Genomic DNA, 22,313 nt, shown 5'->3' on the forward strand with positions numbered 1-22,313 from the left:
AGTCTAGCCCTGCCCCGTGCCGCTCCCGGCGGGCTGCACGACCCGCATGTGGAGTTCGCGCAACTGCTTGGGTTCGGCCACGCTTGGCGCGCCCATCAGCAGGTCTTCCGCCTTCTGGTTCATCGGGAACAGCGTGATCTCGCGCAGGTTCTTGGCATCGCACAGCAGCATCACCACCCGGTCCACGCCTGCCGCCATCCCGCCGTGCGGCGGAGCGCCATAGCGGAACGCGCGATAGAGACCGCCGAAGCGCTCCTCCACGTCCGCCTGGCTGAGCCCGGTGATCTCGAACGCCTTGACCATGGTTTCCGGCTTGTGGTTCCGGATGGAGCCGGAGGCGATTTCATAGCCGTTGCAGACCAGGTCGTACTGGTAGGCCTTGATTGTCAGCGGGTCCTGCGTTTCCAGTGCTTCGAGTTCGCCTTGCGGCATCGAGAACGGGTTGTGGCTGAATTCGACCGACTTCGTTTCCTCGTCATATTCGTAGAACGGGAAGTCGATGATCCACGCCAGTTCGAACCGGCTACGGTCGATCAGGTCGAGCTCCTCACCCACCCGGATGCGCGCCGCACCGGCCAACTTGGCGGCATCGGCTTCCTTGCCGGCAGCAAAGAACAGGCCGTCATCATCGCCCAGTCCCAGTTCGGCATAGAGCTGCGCCATGCGCTCAGGCCCGTGGTTCTTGGCAATCGGCCCGCCGAACTCGCCCTGCTTGCGGGTGACGTAGCCGAGCCCAGCGAAGCCTTCCTTGCGGGCCCAGTCGTTCATGTCGTCGAAGAACTTGCGGCTCTTGTCGGCAGTGTTGGGCGCAGGGATCACGCGCACCACCCCGCCCCCGCCGACGATCTTCTCGAACAGGCCGAAGCCCGACTGTTCGAAATGCTGCGACACATCAGAGATGACCAGCGGGTTGCGCAGATCAGGCTTGTCGGTGCCGTACTTGAGCATCGACTCGGCGTGCGGAATGCGCGGAAAGCTTCCCGCCGGGGTCACGTAACGCCCTTCGGCAAAGGCTTCGAAGGTTCCGGCCATGACCGGCTCCATCGTGTCCCACACCTCTTCCTGGGTGACGAAACTCATTTCGAGGTCGAGCTGGTAGAACTCCCCCGGCAGCCGGTCGGCGCGCGGATCTTCATCGCGGAAACAGGGGGCGATCTGGAAATAGCGGTCAAACCCGGCCACCATCAGCAGCTGCTTGTACTGCTGCGGCGCCTGCGGCAGCGCGTAGAACTTGCCCGCATGGATGCGGCTCGGCACCAGGAAGTCGCGCGCGCCTTCCGGGCTGGAGGCGGTCAGGATCGGGGTCGAGAACTCGGTAAAGCCCGCCGCGCCCATCCGCGCCCGCATGTCGGCAATGATCTGCGTGCGCTTCATGATATTGGCGTGGAGCGTCTCGCGCCGCAGGTCGAGGAAGCGGTACCTGAGGCGGATGTCCTCCGGATACTCCTGCTCGCCTGCCACCGGCAGCGGCAGCTCGTCGGCCGCGCTCTGGATCACGGCGGCGCGGGCAAATACCTCGATCGCGCCGGTCGAGAGACTGGCGTTGACCGTGCCCTCGCTGCGCGCCTTCACCACACCATCGATGGTGACGACGCTCTCCAGCCGCAGCCCTTCCAGCAGCGGCAGGGCCGGGCTGTCCGCATCGGCGACGATCTGGGTCATGCCGTAATGATCGCGCAGGTCGACAAACAGGACCCCGCCATGATCGCGCTTCTTGTGGACCCAGCCCGACAGGCGGACTTCTTCGCCGACATGGCTCTGGCCGAGCTGGGCGCAGGTATGGGTGCGGTAGGCGTGCATCGAAAGTCTTTCCAATTTCGCGAGTGTGCGGCTAAGGCCGCGCGCTAGGCGCGAGGCGGCCGTTATGCTGCGCGCGCTAACAGGGGATGCGGGGGGTTTTGTCAAGCCGCGCGCGCCCGTGGGACCAAACCCGAGTGGCGGCACTCCGCCCGCAGACAGACAGAACCATGAAAATCCACGACCTGATTACCGAAACCGCCCCGCTCGCCGAGCTGTGCACCCGCCTCGCCCAATCCGATTTTGTCTGCGTCGACACCGAGTTCATGCGCGAGAACACGTTCTGGCCGGAACTCTGCCTGATCCAGATCGGCAACGAGGAAGAAGCCGCCGCGATCGACCCGATGGCACCCGGCATCGACCTCGCTCCGCTGCTCGACCTGATGTGCAACAACGAGGACGTGCTCAAGATCTTCCACGCCGGCGGGCAGGATGTCGAAATCATCTTCAACCTCACCGGCAAGACCCCTCATCCGATCTTCGACACCCAGATCGCGATGATGGCCATCAGCCAGAACGAGCAGATCGGCTATGCCAACCTGGTCGAATCATGGCTGGGACTGACCATCGACAAGGGCGCACGTTTCACAGACTGGGGCCGCCGCCCCCTGTCCGAGCGGCAGATCGAATATGCCATCGGCGACGTTACCCACCTCGCCAAGATCTTCCCCAAGATCCTCAAGCGCCTGATCAAGACCGGGCGCGGCGAATGGCTCGATGCGGAAATGGAAAAGCTGGCTGATCCCGCCAACTACCGGACCGATCCGGACACGGCGTGGCAGCGCATCCGCTCCGCCGGGCGCAACCCGCAGGTGCTCGGCCGGCTGAAGGCACTGGCCGCCTGGCGCGAGCAGGAAGCCCAGCACAAGAACATCCCGCGCGGCCGGATCATGCGTGACGAAACCCTGGCCGATATTGCCAGCCACCCCCCCAAGAGCCAGGCCGACCTCGCCAAGGTGCGCGGCCTGAGCAATGCGTGGAAAGACAACGATATCGGCAAGCGCCTGCTCAAGGTGCTGGAAAAAGCCGAACCGATGCCCGCCGACGAGCTGCCCGCGCGCGAACGGCGCGGCGCCCCGCTGGGCAAGGAAGGTGCGCTGGTGGCCGACCTGCTCAAGCTGCTGCTCAAGATCCGCAGCCGCGAAATCGACGTCGCCTCCCGCCTGCTGACCCGCACCGACGAGCTGGAATTGCTCGCCGCCGGGGTCCGCGACCTGCCGATGCTGCAAGGCTGGCGCTTCGAGGTATTCGGGCGCGAGGCGCTGGAACTGGTCGAAGGCAAACTCGCCTTCGCGGTCCAGCGCGGCAAGCTGCTGATGACGCACATCGACACCGTCCACGCCCAGATGCGGGAAGCACAGGGCGAAGCAGCGGAGTAGCGAGCAGTTCGGGCGTGGCGAAAGTCACACCCTCCGCCCCCATATTCGTCACCCCGGCCCCCGAGCCGGGGTCCCGCTGTTCTTCGATCCGCACGCGGCTGCGCTCCACCCCAAAGCGGGTAATCAGGCCGTCATTGCGAGCCACCGCAGGTGGCGCGGCAATCCAGAGCCCAACGCGATACGGCACTGGATTGCCGCGGCCTTCGGCCTCGCAATGACGATGAGGGTCTGGTGGAGTGAGCGGTTTGGACGTGGCGAAGACCCGCCCTGTATCCCTCCCTTACGTTATCCCGGCCCCCGATCCGAGGCTGTGCGTTTCTTCGATCCTGCGCGCTGGCGCAAAGTAGCGGGGCCCCGGATCAAGTCCAGGGTGACGATGCGGAGTGCCGGGCCTCTTTCCTGCTCGGGCCCATGCTGCCAGCATCCCCCATTTTCCTACAACCGGCAGGTGGTGTATGCTGCCCGCTTCAAAGCCGCCATAAACCACTTGGATGCCAATTTTTCTCTTTCGCCACCTTGTCCGTCCGCCGCGTCATACAGAAATAAAAGCCGATAAAGCAGTGAGTTCCAACCCGTACCGAAGGTGACACCGTGTCACCTTTGTCACCCTCCCCGGAAGCCAGCAGCCGCCCATGTCCACCTATCTCCCCACCATCAAGCAGTTGCAGTATCTCGTCATGCTGCACGAGCACGGGCATTTCGGGCGCGCGGCGGAGGCTTCGTTCGTGTCGCAATCGACCCTCTCGGCAGGCATCCGCGAGCTGGAGACGCTGCTGGGCGTGACGCTGGTCGAGCGCAGCCGCCGGGTGGTGCGCTTCACCCCGCTGGGCAACCAGGTGGTGGCCAAGGCGCACCGGCTGCTGCGCGAGGCGGAGGAACTGGCCGACCTCGTTCAGGCCAGCGGCAAGCCGCTGACCGGCACGGTGCGGATGAGCGTGATCCCCACCATTGCCCCGTTCATGCTGCCGCGCATCCTGCCCCGCCTGAAGCGCGAGCGGCCTGACCTCAAGCTGTTCCTGCGCGAGGAGACCAGCCACGACGCGGTCGAAAGCCTGCACCACGGGCGGGTCGATTGCGTGCTGCTTGCCCTGCCCTATGCCATCGGCGAGGTCGAGACGGCGCACATTGCGGACGATCCGCTGCTGGTTGCCTTCCCCAAGGACGATCCGCGCGATCCGCCCGCCAGTATCCCCCCGTCAATGATCGACGCCATGGGCCAAGGCGGGCGCCTGCTGCTGCTGGAAGACGGGCATTGCCTGAAGGAACACGCGCTGGCGGCGTGCAACCGGCCTGAGCTGCGGGCCTCGGCCACGATGATCGCCACCTCGCTCCACACGCTGGTGCAGATGGTCGACAATGACCTGGGCCTGACCATGCTGCCGCAGATGGCGCTCGATGCAGGCATTCTGGAGGGCACCAATGTGGTGGCGCGGCCACTGAAATCGACCGTGGCGAGCCGCCAGATTACCCTGATCTGGCGCAAGAACTCGCCCCGCTCGGCCGAATTCGAGCTGCTGGCGGAGGAGCTGCGGGCCGGGTGAACCGGGAGGGAAAATAGGCAGGTTTCATGATTTGTTGGTGAATTTGGCCGTAACCGTTGGCCGGGTTAGCAGACAAGGAACACGGCGATGCGCGCCTTCAACCGGTTCAAGACAGACGAGATGATCGATTGCGCGGTCAGCGGCAAACGCGGCAAGGTTGCGCTCTACAACCTCTCGTGCGGCGGCTGTATGATTGAAAGCGGCAGCAAACTGCTCAAGCAGGGCGCGAGCGTGTCGCTGGTCATGCGCGAGAAGATCGAGGTCAGCGGGCGGGTTGCCTGGCGGATCGGCAAGAACGCCGGGATCAAGTTCGACCAGACGCTGCACCCCAGGGTGGTCGAGCAGTTCGGTTACACCGAGGAGGAGTTCGACCGGAATGACCCGCGCGACCGGTTCGGCATTCCGCTGGTCGAGATGCTCCACGCCAGCGCGGGGCGGCTCGACTGAGGCTTCAGTCCATGTGCCTGAGGCCGACGCGGAGGTAGTCCCACCCGGTCACCAGCGTCAGGATCGCGGCGGCCCAAAGCGTGGTCAGACCCACCGTGTGGGGGACATTGGCCTCGATCGAGCCCAGCGTCATGGTCCACTCCGGCAGACCCTTGCCCAGGATCAGCGCGCCGAGGCAGACCAGCTGGAAGGTCGTCTTCCACTTGGCCAGCCGCGAAACCGGCACGGAGACCTGTATGCCGCCGAGGAACTCGCGCAGACCGGACACCGCAATCTCGCGCACCAGGATGATCAGACCCGCGATCACGTGCAGGTCACCCACATAGGGCCCGCGCAGCACACCCTGCGCGGTCAGCACCAGGATCACGGCGGCGACCATGATCTTGTCGGCAATCGGGTCGAGGAACACCCCCAGCCGCGACACTGCCCCGCTGCTTCGGGCGAGGTACCCGTCAAAATAGTCCGTAATCCCCATCGCGCAGTACAGCACGAAGGCCACCAGATAACCCGTCGTCCAGTCCGGCCACCACAGCAGCGCAACCAGGAAGGGCAGCGCCACAATGCGCGACAGGGTGAGGAGGTTCGGCAGGCTCAGCATGGTGACTTTCCCCCTAGCGTCTTTGCCCGTCCGGCAAAAGCGACCATCCGCCCTTGTTCCCCAAGCCGATGCCGCTAAACCGGCTGCACCACAGGGAGGGGCTGCGGCACCGGCATGACCACATCGACGCATCTGCTGCGACAGCGCCGCTTCCTGCCGCTGTTCATCACCCAGCTTTTCAACGCCTTCAACGACAATCTTTACAAGAACGCGATGGTGCTGTTCGTCGTTTACAGCGTCTACAATTCCGAAGAGGCGGAAGGCATGTTCAGCGCCGTCGCGTCTGGGCTGTTCATCCTGCCGTTCTTCCTGCTGTCAGCCATTGCCGGGCAACTGGCCGACATGCGCGACAAAGCCGCAGTGATCCGCGCGGTCAAGCTGCTCGAAATCGCCTTGATGCTGATCGGTGCGGCGGGCCTGTTCCTTGCCTGGCGGGGCGTTGCAGTCGAGGCCTTTGCGATCCCGCTGATGCTGCTGGCGCTGTTCCTGACCGGAGTCCAGTCGACATTTCTCGGGCCGATCAAGTACGCCATCCTGCCCCAGCACCTGAAGCGGGATGAAGTGCTGGCCGGGACAGGGCTGGTCGAAGCGGGCACCTACATTGCCATTCTGGCGGGCACCATTCTGGCGGGCTGGATTCCGGTTCAGTGGGCCGCGGCGGCAATCATCGGCATCAGCGTGCTGGGCTACATTTCAAGCCGCCAGATTCCCGCCGCCCCCCCTCTCGCCCCGCCGGAAAAGCTCGACTGGCATATCCTGCGTGCCTCGATCGGGCTGGTGCGCGAAACAATGCACAACCGCGAAGTGTTCTACGCAATCCTGTCGATCAGCTTCTTCTGGACCATCGGTGCAGTGCTGTTCATCCAGTTCCCGCCTCTGGCCAAGAACGTGATCATGGCGAGCAAGGAAGTGGCGAGCCTGTTCCTGGTGGTCTTTTCGGTGGGGGTGGCGATCGGCTCGGTTGCGGTCAACGCCCTGCTCAAGGGGACGGTATCAGCCCGCTACGCCCCTGCCTCGGTGCTCGTCATGGGGTTGTTTGTGGTGGCCTTCTATGCCGTCTGCAGGCTGTGGCAGGCCGACCAGCCGGCCGAGTTGCTGGACGTCGCCGACTTCATCTCCTGGCCCATGGCCAGTGTCCTGATGCTATGCCTGCTGGGCATTGCCGTGTCAGGCGGAATGTTCGTCGTACCGCTCTATGCCTTCCTGACGACCCGGGTGGCACCCGAGCGCGCCTCACGCACGATCGCGGCGAACAATATCGTCAACTCGGGGGCCATGGTCGGCGGATCGCTCCTGGCAATGGGCCTGAGCGCAGTCGGCGTGGCAATCAGCGAGCAGGTGCTGCTGAGCGCCGCCATGTGCCTGGTGTCAGCCTGGCTGGGGCAGCGGCTGCTGACCGCAGAGCGCGCGGCGACGCCGACGACATACTGAACAGGCTGTTCAGGCGATGAATACGCCGAATACCACCAGGCTGGCAATGTAAGTCGCGAAGAATCCGCGAAGATCCTCTGCCGAAAGGCGCCAGCCTGCCCGTGCCTTGCGCGGCATGGTGCCCCCGCGAACACGCGGTGGCAGGGACGCCAGGAACGGATGCCGGGCGGTTTCGTCGGTCAGGACCAGGGATCGTCTCATCCCCGGTCATTAACCCGATCCTAACCATGATGCGCGGCTGCAATAGCCCATGTCGCAAGATGGGACACCTAGCGCAGCGCCGGGGTTTTCAACTGTCTGCAAGCTTCAGGATGTGCGCCCACTCCCCCGGCCTCACCTCGCTGACTGACAGACGCGACAGCTTGACCAGCTCCATCTCCGACAGAGCGGGATCCGCCTTGACCTCCTTCAGGGTCACAGGCCGCCCCAGCTTGCGGACCGGCTTGACCTTGACCGCCGCCCACTTGCCATCGGGGTCAGTCGGGTCGGCTATCCCGGAAACGGACACTTCGGCAATGCCGACGATCTCCAGCCCGATGTTCGAATGGTAGAAAAAGGCCTGTTCGCCCACCTGCATGGCAGCCAGGTTGTTCTTAGCGCGGTGGTTACGCACCCCGTCCCAGGTCCCTTCGCCTTCGGCCACAAGATCATCCCAACTGTAAACATCGGGTTCGGACTTCATCAGCCAGTATCGCGGCACAGGGGTCTCCGGGTCGGGTTGATTTACGATTGTCCCTTGGCAGCATCTTAACCGGTTGTTCAAGCCACTGTGCGATGTTTCCGCTGATACAGAAAGGTGGGCAAGGCTGCGACGTCAGCCAGCGGGACATGGCAAACCCAACTGAGAACAGGGATGTGAGCAAAGTCCGCGCGGACCGCGACGTGGTGGCGCTTGGCATCGCTGCGTCTGCCATAATCATGTTTGTCGGCACGGGCGGCGCCATCATGCCGCAGATCCTGCGCAGCTGGATGGGCGTTGGCAACGGCCCCAGCGCTCTTCTGATCAATGCCGTTCTGCTCAACATTGCTCTGATCATCTTCGGCTGGCGTCGCTATCGCGAATTGCTGGCCGAAATCGAAGAACGCCGCCGGGCCGAAACCAAGGCCAGGGAGCTGGCAGAAACAGACGCTCTGACCGGATGCCTCAACCGGCGCAGCATAGGTCCGGCGACCGACCGTCTGATTGCCGAGCAGGCCGCAAGCGGGGGCCAGGTGGCTTTCCTGATGATCGATCTCGACAACTTCAAGCAGGTCAATGACTACCACGGCCATGCCAGCGGAGACCGGATGCTGGTGACCGCGGCACAGCGCATCCGCGACTTGCTGCCGCCCGGCGGCATTGTCGCGCGGATCGGCGGAGATGAATTCGCCTGCGTCGTGCCGTCGAACCCTTGCGAGCCTGACAAAGTATCGGGATTTGCTGCGCGCCTGGTCGACGCTGTCTCGGCTCCGGTCCGGTTCGAGGAGCACCCGGTCGAAATTACCGTTTCGGTGGGCGTGGCCATCAGCGAAGAGGGCAATGAAAACGCCTCTACCTTGATGCATTTCGCAGACGTCGCGATGTACCATGCGAAGAAATCGGGGAAAAACCGCTGCTGCTGGTTCGAGCCATCGCTCGAAAATGCCCTGCGGCAGCGCCAGCGGCTGGAACAGGGCATCCGCCGGGGGATCGAGCGCAGCCAGTTTGTGCCGTTTTACGAACAGCAGGTGGATATCAAGAGCGGCCGCCTGACCGGGTTCGAGATGCTGGCCCGGTGGGAAAGCCCCGAAATGCACGGGACAGGGCCGGATGTCTTCATCCCTGTTGCCGAAGAAATGGGCCTGATTGCCGACCTGTCATTCATGGTCATCGGCAAGGCGCTTGACGATGCCATGGAGTGGGACCCATCACTGACGTTATCGGTCAATGTCTCGCCCTTTCAGCTGCGCGATCCGTGGTTCTCCCAGAAGCTCCTCAAGCTCATGATCGAGCACAATTTTCCGCCCGAGCGGCTCGACGTGGAGATCACCGAGAACGCCCTGCTGGAGAACGTCGGCCTTGTCCGGTCAATGATCACCAGTCTGCGCAACCAGGGGGTGAAGATCAGCCTGGATGACTTTGGCACCGGTTATTCGAGCCTGGCCCAGTTGCGCAGCCTGCCGTTCGACCGGCTGAAGATCGACCGCAGCTTCGTCAGCGAGCTGCGCGAAAGCGGATCGGGCGCGAAGATCGTCGATGCCATCATCCGCCTCGGCGACGGTCTCGACATGCCCGTCACCGCAGAGGGTGTGGAGGATGAGGCCATTCTCGCGGCCCTGAACCGGTTTGAAAACCTGAAGGCACAGGGGCATCACTTCGGAAAGCCCGAAAGTGCCGCAGCGGTGCGAAAACGCCTGTCCGATCTGGGATTGCTGGTCCAGCCTGTTCGCAGTCTCGCCGTCGCCCGATCTTTCGATCCTGACGCCCGCAAACTCGGCTGATTGCCGGCTCCCGACTGGACGCCGCTGCCCCTGCTCCCTAGATGCGCTGACACAATGCGTGTCCCGTTTGTCAAAATGCATGGCCTCGGCAACGACTTCGTCGTGCTGGATGCCCGCGCCAGTGCCGTGCCGGCGCTCGACCATACTATCGCCGCTCGCCTCGCAGATCGCCATACCGGCATTGGCTGCGACCAGCTTATCCTGCTGGAGCCTTCCGCCATTGCCGACTTCAGGATGCGGATATTCAACGCGGACGGGGGCGAGGTCGAAGCCTGCGGCAATGCCAGCCGGGCTATTGCCCTGCTGCACGGCGCGCCGGCAAGGGTCGAGACCAGCGGCGGGATCATCGCACTCCAGCCGGTCAGCGGCGGCGCCCGGGTGGATATGGGTGTGCCGCGATTTGACTGGGACGCCATTCCGCTCGCCTATCCGATGGACACGCTGTCCATGCCGGTCGGTTGGGAGGACCTCTCCGCGCCCGCGGCGGTGAACGTCGGCAATCCCCATGTCATTTTCTTCGTAGCCGACCCGGCCCGGGTGGATCTTGCCCGCCTCGGCCCCCTGATCGAACGCGACGCGCTGTTTCCCGAGCGGGTCAACGTCAATGTCGCCTCGGTTGACGATGGTCGCATCGCGCTGAGGGTATGGGAACGGGGCGCAGGCCTGACCCGTGCGTGCGGCACCGGGGCCTGTGCCACCGCTGTCGCAGCAATCCGGCGCAAACTGGTCGCTTCGCCGGTCACCGTCTCCCTGCCCGGCGGAGAACTGGTGATCGAATGGGATGGCGCCGGCCCGGTCTTGATGACCGGCCCCGCCAGCGAAAGTTTCCGTGGTTCGTTCGAATGGGGCGATTTCTCCTGATGACGGCGCGCGCAGAGGTCATCTCGCTCGGTTGCCGGCTCAATCTGGCCGAAAGCGCGCAAATGCGCGAGCTGCTGGCGGGCGAGCCGGACATCGTCGTGGTCAACAGTTGCGCCGTGACTGCCGAAGCCGTCCGGCAGACGCGACAGGCCATCCGCCGTGCCCGCCGCAGCCGGCCGAACGCTCGGTTGCTGGTAACTGGCTGCGCCGCCGAAACCGAGCGCGAGACGTTGGCCGCCATGCCGGAGGTCGATGGGCTGGTTGCCAATGCGGACAAGCTCGATCCCCGGGCCTGGAACGTTCCTGCAGCAGCATACCCAGCCCCACGGCAGCATACCCGCGCCTTCGTCGGGGTCCAGAATGGCTGCGACCATGCCTGCACCTTCTGCGTGATACCGCAGGGGCGCGGCGCAAGCCGCTCCCGGCCGATTGCCGAGGTGCTGGGGGCGATTGCGCGCGACCTCGAACAGGGTGTGGCCGAAGTGGTGCTGACCGGGGTAGATCTCACCAGCTGGGGCCAGGATCTGCCGGATGCGCCGAAGCTGGGGCATCTGGTCGAGGCGATCCTGGGCGCCTTTCCGGCCCTCCCGCGGCTCAGGCTGTCCTCGGTGGACGGAATCGAGGTAGACCCTCTGCTGTTCGATCTGCTGGCCTGCGAAGAGCGGCTGATGCCGCATCTTCACCTGTCCCTCCAGCACGGGGCAGACCTGATCCTCAAGCGGATGAAGCGGCGGCACTTGCGGGCAGATGCGCTTGATCTGGTCCGCCGCCTGCGCGCAGCCCGGCCGGAACTTGCCGTCGGCGCCGACCTGATCGCCGGATTCCCGACCGAAACCGCCGATCACCATCGCGCAAACCTGTCGATCATCCGCGAGCTGGATATCGTCCATGGCCATGTCTTTCCCTATTCGCCCCGCGGCGGAACGCCCGCCGCGCGGATGCCGCAGCTGGACCACACCCTGATTCGCGACCGCGCCGCCGAGCTTCGTCAGGCAGTCGCAAACCAGCGTGACAGGTGGCTCGGCACCCTTGTGGGCAAGCCCCATCCGGTCCTCGCGGAAAAGGACGGCACCGGCTACACCCCGCATTACGCGCGGGTCGTCCTGCCCACGGGCACGGCGGCCGGCACCATTGTCACGGTCACCCCCGGCCAGGTCCAACAGGGCATTCTCGGATGAACGACAAGCAAAGCTGGGCCCAGCGCCTGTTCGGCGGTTTCCGCAAGACTTCGGAGCGGCTCAGCGAGAACCTCACCGCGGTGGTCTCCACCGCCAAGCTCGACGATGCCACGCTTGACGAGGTCGAGGATGCACTCATCATGTCCGATCTGGGGCCCAGTGCAGCCCGGCGCATCCGTGAACGGCTGCGGGAAAAGCGGTTCGGGCTGGAAATCAGCCAGCAGGAACTGAAGGAAGCCGTGGCCGAAGAGATCGCAGCCATCCTGCGCCCGGTCGCCAAGCCGCTTGAGGTCACCGCCTTTCCCCGCCCGCAGGTCGTGCTGGTGATCGGCGTCAACGGCAGCGGCAAGACCACCACCATCGCCAAGCTCGCGCACCTGTTCAAGGAAGACGACTATGCTGTGATGCTGGCGGCAGGCGACACCTTCCGGGCCGCCGCCATCGGCCAGCTGGCAACCTGGGCGGAGCGCGCGGGTGTCCCCATCATTCGTGGTGCCGAAGGCGGCGACCCGGCCAGCATCGTATTCGATGCGGTCAAGGCCGCAACTGACATCGGCACCGACGTGCTGATCGTCGACACCGCAGGGCGCCTGCAGAACAAGCGCGAGCTGATGGACGAGCTGGCCAAGATCCGCAAAGTGCTCGGCCGCCTCAACCCCGAAGCGCCGCACGACGTGGTGCTGGTGCTCGATGCCACCAACGGCCAGAACGCGCTCAGCCAGATCGACGTGTTCAAGGAAGTCGCCGGCGTTACCGGCCTGATCATGACCAAGCTCGACGGCACCGCCCGGGGCGGGGTGCTGGTGGCAGCGGCAGAGCAGTACGGGCTGCCGATCCATGCCATCGGCGTGGGCGAGAAGATGGACGACCTGCGCCCGTTCGACCCGGATCTGGTGGCGCGCGTGATTGCAGGAGTAGCCTGATGGCAGACGAAGCGAAGAAGCCCTCCGGCTGGCTCAACATCCTGGTCGACTACGGCCCGCTGCTGGTCTTTCTCGGCGTCTACAAGCTGACCTCGCCGGAAGAGCCCGGTCCGCTGGGGGAGATCGCAGCCGTAATCCAGGGCACGATCGCCTTCATGATTGCCGCAGTGATCGCACTGGTCTTTTCCAAATGGAAATTCGGCCGGGTTTCACCGATGCTGATCCTATCCACTTCGCTGATTGTCGGCTTCGGCGCGCTGACGATCTGGCTGCAGGACGAAAGCTTCATCCAGCTGAAGCCGACCGTGATCTATCTGTTCTTCGGCGTGGTGCTCCTGATCGGCTGGCTGCGCGGCAAGGCGCTGCTTCAGATCTTGCTTGAGGCAGCATTCGAGGGGCTCAGCCGCGAAGGCTGGCTCAAACTGTCGCGCAACTGGGCGGTGTTCTTCTTCGCCCTTGCCGGTCTCAACGAGGGCCTGCGCGCCACGCTTACCTTCGAAAGCTGGCTCTGGGCCAAGTTCTGGGTATTCATGCCGCTGACCTTCCTGTTCACCTTCAGCCAGATACCCATGCTGCTCAAGCATGGTCTGTCACTGAATGAGGGAGAAAAGGAAGCGGAGGTCCCTCCCCCCACTTCCTGAGCGCGCTTTCCAGGTCAGATCTCGACCTGGCTGCCCAGCTCCACCACGCGGTTGGTCGGCAGGCGGAAGAATTCCATCGCCGTGGCAGCGTTACGCAGCATCCAGGCGAAGATCTTCTCCCGCCACAATGCCATGCCCGGGTTGGCCGATGGCAGCAGCGTCTGACGGCTGAGGAAGAAGCTGGTCTGCATCATGTCGAACTCGCCGCCGCAGCGTTCCATCTTCTTGAGGCCAAGCGGAACGTCGGTTTCCTCCATGAAGCCATAGTGCAGCACGGCGCGATAGAAGCCGTCACCGAGCTCGTGATATTCGCACCGGGCTTCGGGATCGACATAGGGCACATCAGCGATCAGCACGGTCAGGATCACCACCCGCTCGTGGATCACCTTGTTGTGTTTGATGTTGTGCAGCAGGGCCGAGGGCACCCCGCCGGTGGTCGATGCCATGAAGATCGCCGTGCCCGGCACACGGGTGGCGCTGTTCTTGGCGGACTTAGCGAAGATCTCCATCGGCAGGGCCACCTCGGTCATCCGCTCGCGCATCAGGCGGCGGCCCTTGGCCCAGGTGGTCAGCAGGGTAAAGGCGATGGCTCCGATCAGCAGCGGGAACCAGCCACCGTCAGGCACCTTGACCAGATTGGCGAGGAAATAGGCTCCGTCGACCACGAGGAACAGGATCACGACCGGGGCGGCGTACCACCACTTCCACTTCCACACCCCGATCAGCAGCACGGCCATCAGCAGCGTATCGAGCGTGACGGCACCGGTCACGGCGATCCCGTAGGCCGATGCGAGATTGGACGAGTTCTGGAAGGTCAGGACCAGAACGATGACGGCGATCATCAGGGCCCAGTTGATCGTCGGAATATAGATCTGTCCGCCCTCGGTTTCGCTGGTGTGCCGGATCGAAAGCCGCGGGATATAGCCCATCTGGATCGCCTGGTGGGTGATCGAGAACGCTCCCGAAATGACCGCCTGGCTGGCGATGAAGGTCGCCATGGTCGCCAGGATGACCAGCGGCAGCCGCCACTCCTCGCTGGCGAGGAAGAAGAAGGGATTGCGGATAGCCTCAGCCGCCTCCGCCGTGGGCAAGGCGATGATCATCGCCCCTTGCCCGAAGTAGTTGAGCAGCAGGCACGGCATCACGAACCCGAACCACGACAGACGCATCGGGCCGCGCCCGAAGTGGCCCATGTCGGAATAGAGCGCCTCCGAGCCGGTCACTGCCAGCACTACCGAGCCGAGCGCCAGGAATGCGAGCCATTTGTCGACCAGGAAAAACTGGACTGCATACCAGGGATTGAGCGCCCAGAGAATTTCCGGATGCTGGACGATCTGGACCGAACCGAGCGCTGCAATGACGCAGAAATAGACGATCATCACCGGCGCAAACAACGCACCGACCTTGGCCGTGCCACGCTTCTGCAGAATGAACAGAAAAATCAGCAACGTCAGGGCAATGGGAATTACGAAGGGATCAAGCCGGTGATCCACCACTGTCAGGCCTTCGACGGCTGAAAGCACGGAAATCGCCGGAGTAATCATGCTGTCGCCATAAAACAGCGCAGTCGCAAAAACCCCCAGCAGCACCGCGAGCCAGCCATAGCGCGAGGTACTGATATGGCTGGAGATGAGCGCCACCAGCGCGAGACTGCCGCCCTGCCCCTTGTTGTCGGCCCGCATCAGGATGGTGACATACTGGATCGAAACCACCAGCGTCATCGACCAGAAGATCAGGCTGACCACGCCGAGAATATGCAACTGGTCAATAGCCAGTGGGTTGGGCCCGACAAACGTTTCGCGAAATGCGTAGAGCGGGCTGGTCCCGATGTCGCCGAAAACCACACCGATTGCGCCGAAGGCCAGAGCGGCTTTCGTCGCCCCCTGCTTGCCATGCGTTCCATGCGCCGGCGGCGCTACTCCGGATGCGGGGGTGGTTTCGCTCATGGTCGCGAACGTCCAGTTGCGCCCCGCAGAAATCGCGGAGCAAAGGCAGGGGCGCTTAGCAGCATGATTTGTGCGCTGCAATAACGCGCTAAATTGACGCTACTGCGGCCCCGGCGCTGCCTGCGGCATGGGTTGGGCCAGCATGGCATCGAGCTGGGCGAGGCGTTGTTGCATGGCGGGCAACCATTCGGCCCCTTCCGGCGCGCGTTCGATCATCTGCGCCCAGACGCCGCGCGCGTCAGCGAACCGTTCCGACCGCAGCAGAGCAACCCCCAGGAAATAGGGTGCTGCCGGGTGATCGGGATCGGCCGCCTCAGCGCGTGAATAGGCAAACATGGCCGCTGCCGTCGGGACGCCCTCGGCATGTTCCACCAGAGCATTGCCGAGAGCGATCCATGCCTCGGCGTCGTCCGGGTTTTCCCGCACCGAGACGCGCAGGATACCGGCCGCATCGTCAAATTGCCCTTTGCGGGCGAACCCGTCAGACAAGGTGATATCGGCGGAGGGCGGCTGCGAGGGATCGAACAGCAGGCGCCGCGCCTCGATCATTGCCGGCCCTGCCTCGGTCGGCGTCGGGACAGCGTCTTTCGGCGCTCCGGCGAGCTGCGGGTTACCCTGCGTGGCATAGCCCGTCAGGCCAAACAGCAGGCCCGCCCCGAACAGGGTCCAGCCCGTCCGCGGCAGCTTTGCCAGGAAGGCAGCAACCAGGAACGCCGCCAGTGCCAGGGCAAGAATCGGCAACCAGTTCATTGCGATTTCCTCAGACGCAGGCGGCGCCACAGAATGATAACCGCCACCAGCACCAGCATCAGCGGCATCACGAACAGAGGCCATGTCGTGCTGCTCATGGTAGGCTCGTAGCTGACGTAATCCCCGTAGCGTTCCACCAGCCAGGCCCGGATATCCTCGGGTTCCTCACCCGCCAGGATGCGGGTGCGGACCTGATGGCGCATGTCGCCTGCCATGGGTGCATCGCTGTCGGCAATCGACTGGCTCTGGCATTTGAGGCAGCGCAGTGCGTGCATCAGCTTCACGGCGGCTTCCTCCTGCGCCGGATCGTCGAGCTGGCGATAGGCATAGGGCGCCGGCGGGAGGGTCTGCTGCGCGACCACCGGAACGGCGAAGATTGCCGCGACCAGGATCAGCAGCGCCCTCATGCCCCGGCCTTGCGCAGCTCTTCGAGCAGGACAGGCACGTCGCTCGCCCGGATATCGCCCATATGCTGGTAAGTGATCGTTCCCTTGCCGTCGATCACGAAGGTTTCGGGCACACCTTGCGAGCCGATGCCGAGCATGACTTCAGACAGGTCGTCGGCACCGATACGGGTATAGGGATTGCCATGGCGCGCAAGGAATTCCGCAACATCTTCAGGCCGGTCCCGAATGGCGATCCCGACGATTTCCACGCCCGAAGCGCGCAGCTGCTCCAGATAGGGAGCTTCGGCAATACACGGCAGGCACCAGCTCGCCCACACGTTGAGCAGACGCGGCTTGCCATCGCGCAGGTCGGCATCGCTTGCACCGGGTAACCCATCGAACGCCGGCTCCAGCGCAAAAGCGGGCAAGGTCTTGCCGATCATGGTGCTGCGGACGAACTCTTCCTTCGGCTGGCTGAGCTGGTAGCCCGCCAGGCCAACGAACAGAGCGAACAGGCCCAGGGGAATCCACCACCAGCGCATCAGGCCCGGGCCTCCCGCCGGCGCTCAGCCATGCGTGTGCGCACGCGGCGGCGCTTGAGGTCTTCCAGCACCCGGCCAACCAGGGCCAGGGTACCGCCCAATGCGACCAGCAGGCCGCCATACCAGATCAGGGTGACCCAGGGCTTCCACCACAGCCGCAGCTGCCAGCGCCCGTCTTCGCCCTGGTTGCCGATCACTGCGTAGAGCTGGCCATTCCACCGGGTCGCGAGCACACTCTCGTTGGTTTCCTGGATCGGGGCCCAGAAACTGCGGGCTTGCGGGCCGAGCACGATCGGCTCGCCTCCGTCATAGCTGGCCAGCAGACGTGCCTCGATCGCAGTCCAGTTCGGCCCGGCAACCGGCTCGACCCCGGCCAGGGTGACGGACCACGGCCCGACATCGGTGGTTCCGCCCGCCTGGACAGCAGCCAACCGCTCCTTGTTGAAGGCCGTTTCGCTGGCCATGCCGAACAGAGCCACCGCGATGCCGAAATGGGCCACGACCATGCCCCACGTCGCAACCGGGACCAACCGCAGGTTCCGGCCGCGCAAGGGCAGGAAACTGGCAATTGCGAGACCGGCTGCGAACGCCAGGCCGAGCAGCGGCAGGATGCCCGTGTCATACAACGCGAGGACCAGCACCAGCACTGTCAGGGTCACCAGACCCACCAGTATCAGCGGCGTGCGTACCCGCGCCAGCTTGTCGCGCCGCCAGTGCAGCAGGGGGCCGACCGCCATCACCGCCAGCATCGGGAACGTGAAGATCGCTCCGACGGGGTTGAAATAGGGCGGCCCGACCGAAACGCGGACGTCGAAAGCCTCGGTCACCAGCGGATAAAGCGTGCCCATCAGAACCACGCCGAGGATGGCGCAGAGCATGACGTTGTTGAACACCAGTGCGCCTTCACGGCTGGCCGTGGTGAAACGCTCGCCCTCAGCCACGCTGCCCGCCCGCAAGGCGAACAGCGCCAGCGCACCGCCAATGTAGATCGTCAGCAGGATCAGGATGAACGAGCCGCGCTGCGGATCGACAGCGAAAGCGTGGACGCTGGTCAGGATGCCCGAGCGGACGAGAAACGTGCCCAGCATGCTCATCGAGAAGGCGATCACGCCCAGCATGATCGTCCAGGCCCGCAGGGCATCGCGCGCCGCCAGCACGCTGGCCGAATGGAGCAGTGCCGTTGCCGCAAGCCACGGCATCAGCGAGGCGTTCTCGACCGGGTCCCAGAACCACCAGCCGCCCCAGCCCAGTTCGTAATAAGCCCAATAGGAACCGGCCGTGATGCCGACAGTCAGGAACACCCAGGCACCCAGCACCCACGGGCGCATGGCGCGGGCAAATTCAGGGGTGACCTGCCGGGTCAGCATCGCCCCGACGGCAAAACTGAACGCGACCGACAGCCCGACGTAGCCGAAGTAGAGCGTCGGCGGATGGAAGGCGAGGCCGATGTCCTGCAACAGCGGATTGAGGCCCAGCCCCTCCGTCGCGGGCATCGGCAGGCGCTCGAACGGGTTGGAGCTGAGCAGCAGGAAGGCATAGAACCCCAGCCCGACGAAAGCCTGGGCGCCCAGCGTCGCCAGCATGGTCTTCTCCGGCAGGCGGCGCTCAACCAGCGCGATCAGGCCGCCGGCCATGGCCATGACGGTGATCCACAGCAGCATTGAGCCTTCGTGGTTGCCCCAGGCACCCGAGAGCTTGAAGATCATCGGCTTCATCGAGTGCGAATTGGTCGCAACCAGTTTCACCGAAAGGTCAGTGACCGCGAACAGCCACAGCAGCACGCCGAACGCAAAAGCGCACAGCACCCCCTGCACAATGGCCGCAGGGCGGACCAGTTGCGCCAGTTCCCCGGTTGGATGACGGATCGACAGGAACCCTGCGATCAACTGGAGGGCGGCCAGCGCCGCCGCCAGCCACAGTGCGGCCAGCCCGAGTTCTGCGATCACTCGGCTGTCTCCTGGATGAGAGCGGCCTGCTGGTGCTGGCTCATCTCCTGCAATTCGCGCGGCACGTAATTCTCGTCATGCTTGGCAAGCAGGTTGTCCGCTATGAACACCCCGTCGGGCCCGAGTTTGCCTTCCGCTACCACGCCAGACCCTTCTACGAACAGGTCGGGAAGGATACCAGTGAAGCGAACCGGCACCATCGCCGCGTCCTGGTCTGTAACCCTGAAGGCCACTGTGACTCCGTCCGGCAAGGTCTTGATGCTGCCCTGCTCGACCATCCCGCCCAGGCGGACCGCCTGCCCTACTTCGGGCGGATCAGACACCATCTGCCCGGGAAGATAGAAATAATTGGCCTGGCTGCGCAGCGCCCATGCCGCAAGCAGCCCCGCCCCGACCAGCGCAACCAACGCCACCACGATCAGGATCAATCGCTGATGTTTTGCCTTGAGCGCAGTCATTTCCGCCTCGTTTCCTCGCGCAGTCGCTCTGCCCGCCGCATTGCGTACCAGCTCCACGCGATCATCGCCAATGTTGCAACGATCGTGACGGCGTAGGCCGCTATCACGAATGGCCAGTGATCGAGCCCTTCGCGCATCAGACCGCTTCCATCGCCTTGCGCCGCAAACGCGCTTCGGCCTGCGTTTCCGCAAGCAATGCCCGCATCCGCGCCAGCACCACGCCGCCGAACATCAGCGAGAAGCCGAGCACGGCAACCAATAGCGGAACAAGAAATTCGGGATCGATCGCGCTTTTGCCCACGGTGATGCTGGGCGGTTGATGCAGCGAGTTCCACCACACCACCGACCGGTTGATGATCGGGATGTTGATCGCCCCGACCAGGCCGAAAATCGCCGGAATCCGGGGAGAAATCCCCTCCCGCTCGGCCGCCTGAGTCAGGGCCATATAGCCGAAATACAGGAACAGCAGCACCAGCATGCTGGTCAGCCGGCCATCCCATTCCCACCAGGTCCCCCAGGTCGGGCGCCCCCAGATCGAACCGGTCGCAAGGCAGACGGCGGTAAAAACGGCGCCCGGCAGCGCTGTGGCGCGGGCAGCCAGCGCCGCCAGCGGATGGCGCCAGATCAGGTAAACCGCGCTGGAAATCGCAATCGCGCTCCACCCCCCCATGCCCAGCCAGGCAGTCGGCACGTGGACAAACAGGATGCGGACAGTTTCGCCCATCAGCCGATCCGGCGGAACGACGGCCAGGCCCCACGCCAGCGCCCCCCCGGTAAGCACCAGCCCGCTGACCAGCAGCAGGGGGGTGAGCCAGGTTGCGAGCGCAAGGAAGCGCTTGGGGTTGGCGTAGCCGTGCATGAAACCGTCCGGGGATGGTGTGGCAGTGACGCGCCAGTCCCGCAAGAGCGCGAATCAGCGGCCGATGAGTTTTTGCGCCATCCGGTCCGCCACGAGGTCAGGCGAGATACCGGTTTGCTCGCTTTCCTGCCAGATCTGCTCCAGCCGTACCGGGATCTGGGCGATCCGCTTGCGCACCTCGTTGATGTCGCAGGGCTGGCCATCGCGGCGGCACAGGTACTCGAGCGCGACGCTGATAATCCCGCCCGCATTGATCACATAATCGGGTGCGTAAAGGATGCCCCGGGCCGCCAGCTGCGCGCCGTGATGCGCGCGGGCCAGCTGGTTGTTCGCGCCTCCCGCCACGATCGGCGCCTCAAGCCGGGCAATGCCTTCATCATCAAGGATGGCGCCAAGGGCATTGGGGCTGAACACATCGCAGGCCACACTCATGATGGCGTCGCTGGAGACTGCTTCGCCGCCCAGTTCCTCGGCCAGTGCGGCAGCCCGGTCCTGGTTGATGTCAGCCAGGGTCAGCCGCGCGCCATCTCGCGCCAGCAGCCGGGCCAACCCGCCACCGACGCTGCCGGTGCCCTGCACTGCCACATGGACGCCTGCCATGTCGCCCCGGCCCAGCTTGTGCCGAACCGCCGCCTTGATACCGTGGAAAATGCCCATTGCGGTGAACGGGCCGGGATCGCCGCCTGCCGCCCCGTCGGCGACCGGCAAGCCGGAGACATGCGCCGTTCGTGCCGAGACCGCCACCATGTCCGCCTCGGAAATGCCCACGTCTTCAGCCGTGACGTACCGCCCGCCAAGTGCATCGACCGCGTCACCAAAGGCCGCCAGCAATTCCGGCGTCTTGCTGCGCGCAGCATCCGCCAGGATCACCGCCTTGCCGCCGCCCATAGGCAGGCCGGCCATGGCATTCTTGTAGCTCATGCCGCGGCTGAGGCGCAGGGCATCGCGCAAGGCATCGCCCGGCTGGGCATAGTGCCAGAAACGCGTACCGCCCGCACCGGGCCCGAGATGGGTCGAATGAAGGGCGATAATCGCGGTCAGGCCCGATTTCGGGTCACGCACGAGCTGGACCAGCTCGTGATCGTCATAGTCCGGCTCGGTCCAGAAAGCGGTCATGATGAAAGCCCCGTCCTCGGAGCGGCGCCGCAGGAGCATGATGGGGCGATCGACGGGGTTTGAACCCGCGACCTCCGGTACCACAAACCGGCGCTCTAACCAGCTGAGCTACGATCGCCACATGCTCCTGCAATGGGCGGTTGCCCGGCCGCAGGAAGGGGCCTGTTACGCCACGTCGCGCCCCGGTCAAGGGGTGGCAGCAGCGGGAGCGGCCTGTTGCACAAGGCACCGCATTTGGGAAGCGAAAAACCACAGGGCAGGTTACGCCCCGCAATATTCTTGCGATCTCGTCCAGTGGCATCTGCTTGCGAGTTGCCAGTCAGGCGCGAATCCGTAAAATTCCAGCCAGAGTAATTTTGACGCACATCAAGGAAACGGCGCGCGCTGCTGCTAGTTGTAAGGCTGTTCAACCCCGGAAAGGAAATGCGATGCCTGATTTCAGCGAACTCGAGAAAGACCTGAAAGCGCGCCTTGCCGATCTCAATGAGCGCGTCGAGGACATCGAGGATGACATGCACCAGCCCCTCGACCGTGACCTTGAAGACCAGGCCATCGAAATCGCGGACGATGACTCGCAAGTGGGCGTCGAACTGGTGCTGGAACAGGAAATCGCGCAGGTCCAGGCCGCCCTGCATCGCATTGCGCAAGGCACATATGGCTTCTGCACAGTGTGCGGGGAAGAGATCGGATACGAACGTCTGAAGGCCCGCCCGATCGCAACGCGCTGCATCGAACACGCCGCCTGAATGCTCGGCCCAAAACAAAAGGGCGGCCCTTGCGGGGCCGCCCTTGCTGTCCTCTGGCCGGGGCCGATCACCCCTTCTTGAGGGTGAGCCCGCCGAACCGCTTGTTGAAGGCTGCCACGCGGCCACCTTCCTGGATCTGCTGCTTGCCGCCGGTCCACGCCGGGTGGCTGAGGGGGTCGATTTCAAGCGACATCACATCGCCTTCCTTGCCCCAGGTCGACCGGGTCTGGTATTCGGTGCCATCGGTCATCTTGACCGTGATCATGTGGTAATCGGGGTGACCTTCGGCCTTCATGATGTCTGTCCTT

24 protein-coding genes and 1 tRNA gene are annotated in these 22,313 nt (G+C 64.3%); 10 read left to right on the forward strand and 15 right to left on the reverse strand.

Annotated elements, in window-relative coordinates:
• Positions 1-3: 3 nt before the first annotated feature.
• On the reverse strand, positions 4-1,800 hold the full coding sequence (gene aspS, locus U4960_RS10270; protein ID WP_324260541.1) for an aspartate--tRNA ligase: 1,797 nt from the start codon (positions 1,798-1,800) through the stop codon (positions 4-6).
• Positions 1,801-1,967: 167 nt separating this feature from the next.
• Between aspS and rnd the strand changes: the two genes are divergently transcribed.
• The 3 genes from rnd to U4960_RS10285 all read left to right on the forward strand — a co-directional run bounded on the left by rnd (position 1,968) and on the right by U4960_RS10285 (position 5,164).
• On the forward strand, positions 1,968-3,176 hold the full coding sequence (gene rnd / locus U4960_RS10275) for a ribonuclease D (protein WP_324260542.1): 1,209 nt from the start codon (positions 1,968-1,970) through the stop codon (positions 3,174-3,176).
• A 632-nt stretch (positions 3,177-3,808) separates the two neighbouring features.
• Positions 3,809-4,717 carry a hydrogen peroxide-inducible genes activator gene (locus U4960_RS10280; protein WP_324260543.1) on the forward strand — a complete coding sequence of 303 codons (909 nt, stop codon included), beginning with the start codon at positions 3,809-3,811 and terminating at the stop codon, positions 4,715-4,717.
• An 87-nt stretch (positions 4,718-4,804) separates the two neighbouring features.
• Entirely contained in the window at positions 4,805-5,164 is a 360-nt protein-coding gene (locus tag U4960_RS10285) for a PilZ domain-containing protein (RefSeq protein WP_324260544.1), read from the forward strand.
• A gap of 4 nt (positions 5,165-5,168) precedes the next feature.
• Here U4960_RS10285 and pgsA read toward each other — a convergent pair whose 3' ends face one another.
• Positions 5,169-5,762 (reverse strand): CDP-diacylglycerol--glycerol-3-phosphate 3-phosphatidyltransferase, encoded by a 594-nt coding sequence (gene pgsA, locus U4960_RS10290; RefSeq protein WP_324260545.1) that lies wholly within the window; start codon positions 5,760-5,762, stop codon positions 5,169-5,171.
• A gap of 114 nt (positions 5,763-5,876) precedes the next feature.
• Here pgsA and U4960_RS10295 point away from each other — a divergent pair, with 114 nt between their 5' ends.
• Complete coding sequence (locus U4960_RS10295) at positions 5,877-7,193, forward strand: MFS transporter (protein WP_324260546.1); 1,317 nt, start codon at positions 5,877-5,879, stop codon at positions 7,191-7,193.
• Positions 7,194-7,202: 9 nt separating this feature from the next.
• Here U4960_RS10295 and U4960_RS10300 read toward each other — a convergent pair whose 3' ends face one another.
• Positions 7,203-7,394 carry a hypothetical protein gene (locus U4960_RS10300; RefSeq protein WP_324260547.1) on the reverse strand — a complete coding sequence of 64 codons (192 nt, stop codon included), beginning with the start codon at positions 7,392-7,394 and terminating at the stop codon, positions 7,203-7,205.
• An 88-nt stretch (positions 7,395-7,482) separates the two neighbouring features.
• Positions 7,483-7,875, reverse strand: a complete 393-nt coding sequence (locus tag U4960_RS10305) for an EVE domain-containing protein (RefSeq protein ID WP_324260548.1) — start codon at positions 7,873-7,875, stop codon at positions 7,483-7,485.
• 173 nt (positions 7,876-8,048) lie between these two features.
• On the opposite strand from U4960_RS10305, the gene U4960_RS10310 reads away from it, so the two are divergent.
• From U4960_RS10310 to U4960_RS10330, 5 genes are read left to right on the forward strand one after another with little or no spacing between them, the layout of a single operon-like run.
• Positions 8,049-9,653, forward strand: a complete 1,605-nt coding sequence (locus tag U4960_RS10310) for a putative bifunctional diguanylate cyclase/phosphodiesterase (RefSeq protein ID WP_324260549.1) — start codon at positions 8,049-8,051, stop codon at positions 9,651-9,653.
• A gap of 54 nt (positions 9,654-9,707) precedes the next feature.
• The gene (gene dapF / locus U4960_RS10315) at positions 9,708-10,514 is read left to right on the forward strand and encodes a diaminopimelate epimerase (protein ID WP_324260550.1); all 807 of its coding nucleotides are present in this window, start codon (positions 9,708-9,710) and stop codon (positions 10,512-10,514) included.
• Complete coding sequence (locus U4960_RS10320; protein ID WP_324260551.1) at positions 10,514-11,692, forward strand: MiaB/RimO family radical SAM methylthiotransferase; 1,179 nt, start codon at positions 10,514-10,516, stop codon at positions 11,690-11,692. Before dapF ends, U4960_RS10320 begins: the two co-directional genes overlap by 1 nt.
• Positions 11,689-12,615: a signal recognition particle-docking protein FtsY gene (gene ftsY, locus U4960_RS10325; RefSeq protein WP_324260552.1), complete on the forward strand. Its 927-nt coding sequence runs from the start codon at positions 11,689-11,691 to the stop codon at positions 12,613-12,615. Before U4960_RS10320 ends, ftsY begins: the two co-directional genes overlap by 4 nt.
• On the forward strand, positions 12,615-13,256 hold the full coding sequence (locus U4960_RS10330; protein ID WP_324260553.1) for an inner membrane-spanning protein YciB: 642 nt from the start codon (positions 12,615-12,617) through the stop codon (positions 13,254-13,256). Before ftsY ends, U4960_RS10330 begins: the two co-directional genes overlap by 1 nt.
• A 14-nt stretch (positions 13,257-13,270) precedes the next feature.
• Here the strand turns inward: U4960_RS10330 and U4960_RS10335 are convergent, their stop codons facing one another.
• The 10 genes from U4960_RS10335 to U4960_RS10380 all read right to left on the reverse strand — a co-directional run bounded on the left by U4960_RS10335 (position 13,271) and on the right by U4960_RS10380 (position 21,377).
• On the reverse strand, positions 13,271-15,202 hold the full coding sequence (locus U4960_RS10335) for a potassium transporter Kup (RefSeq protein WP_324260554.1): 1,932 nt from the start codon (positions 15,200-15,202) through the stop codon (positions 13,271-13,273).
• A gap of 99 nt (positions 15,203-15,301) precedes the next feature.
• On the reverse strand, positions 15,302-15,952 hold the full coding sequence (locus U4960_RS10340; RefSeq protein WP_324260555.1) for a tetratricopeptide repeat protein: 651 nt from the start codon (positions 15,950-15,952) through the stop codon (positions 15,302-15,304).
• Positions 15,949-16,359 (reverse strand): cytochrome c-type biogenesis protein, encoded by a 411-nt coding sequence (locus U4960_RS10345; protein ID WP_324260556.1) that lies wholly within the window; start codon positions 16,357-16,359, stop codon positions 15,949-15,951. Before U4960_RS10345 ends, U4960_RS10340 begins: the two co-directional genes overlap by 4 nt.
• Entirely contained in the window at positions 16,356-16,880 is a 525-nt protein-coding gene (locus U4960_RS10350; protein WP_324260557.1) for a DsbE family thiol:disulfide interchange protein, read from the reverse strand. Before U4960_RS10350 ends, U4960_RS10345 begins: the two co-directional genes overlap by 4 nt.
• On the reverse strand, positions 16,880-18,826 hold the full coding sequence (locus U4960_RS10355; protein ID WP_324260558.1) for a heme lyase CcmF/NrfE family subunit: 1,947 nt from the start codon (positions 18,824-18,826) through the stop codon (positions 16,880-16,882). Before U4960_RS10355 ends, U4960_RS10350 begins: the two co-directional genes overlap by 1 nt.
• Complete coding sequence (gene ccmE / locus U4960_RS10360) at positions 18,823-19,284, reverse strand: cytochrome c maturation protein CcmE (protein WP_324260559.1); 462 nt, start codon at positions 19,282-19,284, stop codon at positions 18,823-18,825. Before ccmE ends, U4960_RS10355 begins: the two co-directional genes overlap by 4 nt.
• Positions 19,281-19,421 (reverse strand): heme exporter protein CcmD, encoded by a 141-nt coding sequence (locus U4960_RS10365; protein WP_324260560.1) that lies wholly within the window; start codon positions 19,419-19,421, stop codon positions 19,281-19,283. Before U4960_RS10365 ends, ccmE begins: the two co-directional genes overlap by 4 nt.
• Complete coding sequence (gene ccmC / locus U4960_RS10370) at positions 19,421-20,143, reverse strand: heme ABC transporter permease CcmC (RefSeq protein ID WP_324260561.1); 723 nt, start codon at positions 20,141-20,143, stop codon at positions 19,421-19,423. Before ccmC ends, U4960_RS10365 begins: the two co-directional genes overlap by 1 nt.
• 54 nt (positions 20,144-20,197) lie before the next feature.
• Positions 20,198-21,259: a Leu/Phe/Val dehydrogenase gene (locus U4960_RS10375; RefSeq protein WP_324260562.1), complete on the reverse strand. Its 1,062-nt coding sequence runs from the start codon at positions 21,257-21,259 to the stop codon at positions 20,198-20,200.
• A gap of 41 nt (positions 21,260-21,300) precedes the next feature.
• Positions 21,301-21,377, reverse strand: a tRNA-His gene (locus tag U4960_RS10380).
• 310 nt (positions 21,378-21,687) lie between these two features.
• Between U4960_RS10380 and U4960_RS10385 the strand changes: the two genes are divergently transcribed.
• Positions 21,688-22,005 carry a TraR/DksA family transcriptional regulator gene (locus U4960_RS10385; RefSeq protein WP_324260563.1) on the forward strand — a complete coding sequence of 106 codons (318 nt, stop codon included), beginning with the start codon at positions 21,688-21,690 and terminating at the stop codon, positions 22,003-22,005.
• Between the two features lie 67 nt (positions 22,006-22,072).
• Here the strand turns inward: U4960_RS10385 and rpmE are convergent, their stop codons facing one another.
• Positions 22,073-22,300 carry a 50S ribosomal protein L31 gene (rpmE, locus tag U4960_RS10390; protein ID WP_324260564.1) on the reverse strand — a complete coding sequence of 76 codons (228 nt, stop codon included), beginning with the start codon at positions 22,298-22,300 and terminating at the stop codon, positions 22,073-22,075.
• Positions 22,301-22,313 lie beyond the last annotated feature (13 nt).

It is taken from the genome of Altererythrobacter sp. H2, assembly GCF_035319885.1.
Taxonomy (GTDB): domain Bacteria; phylum Pseudomonadota; class Alphaproteobacteria; order Sphingomonadales; family Sphingomonadaceae; genus 34-65-8.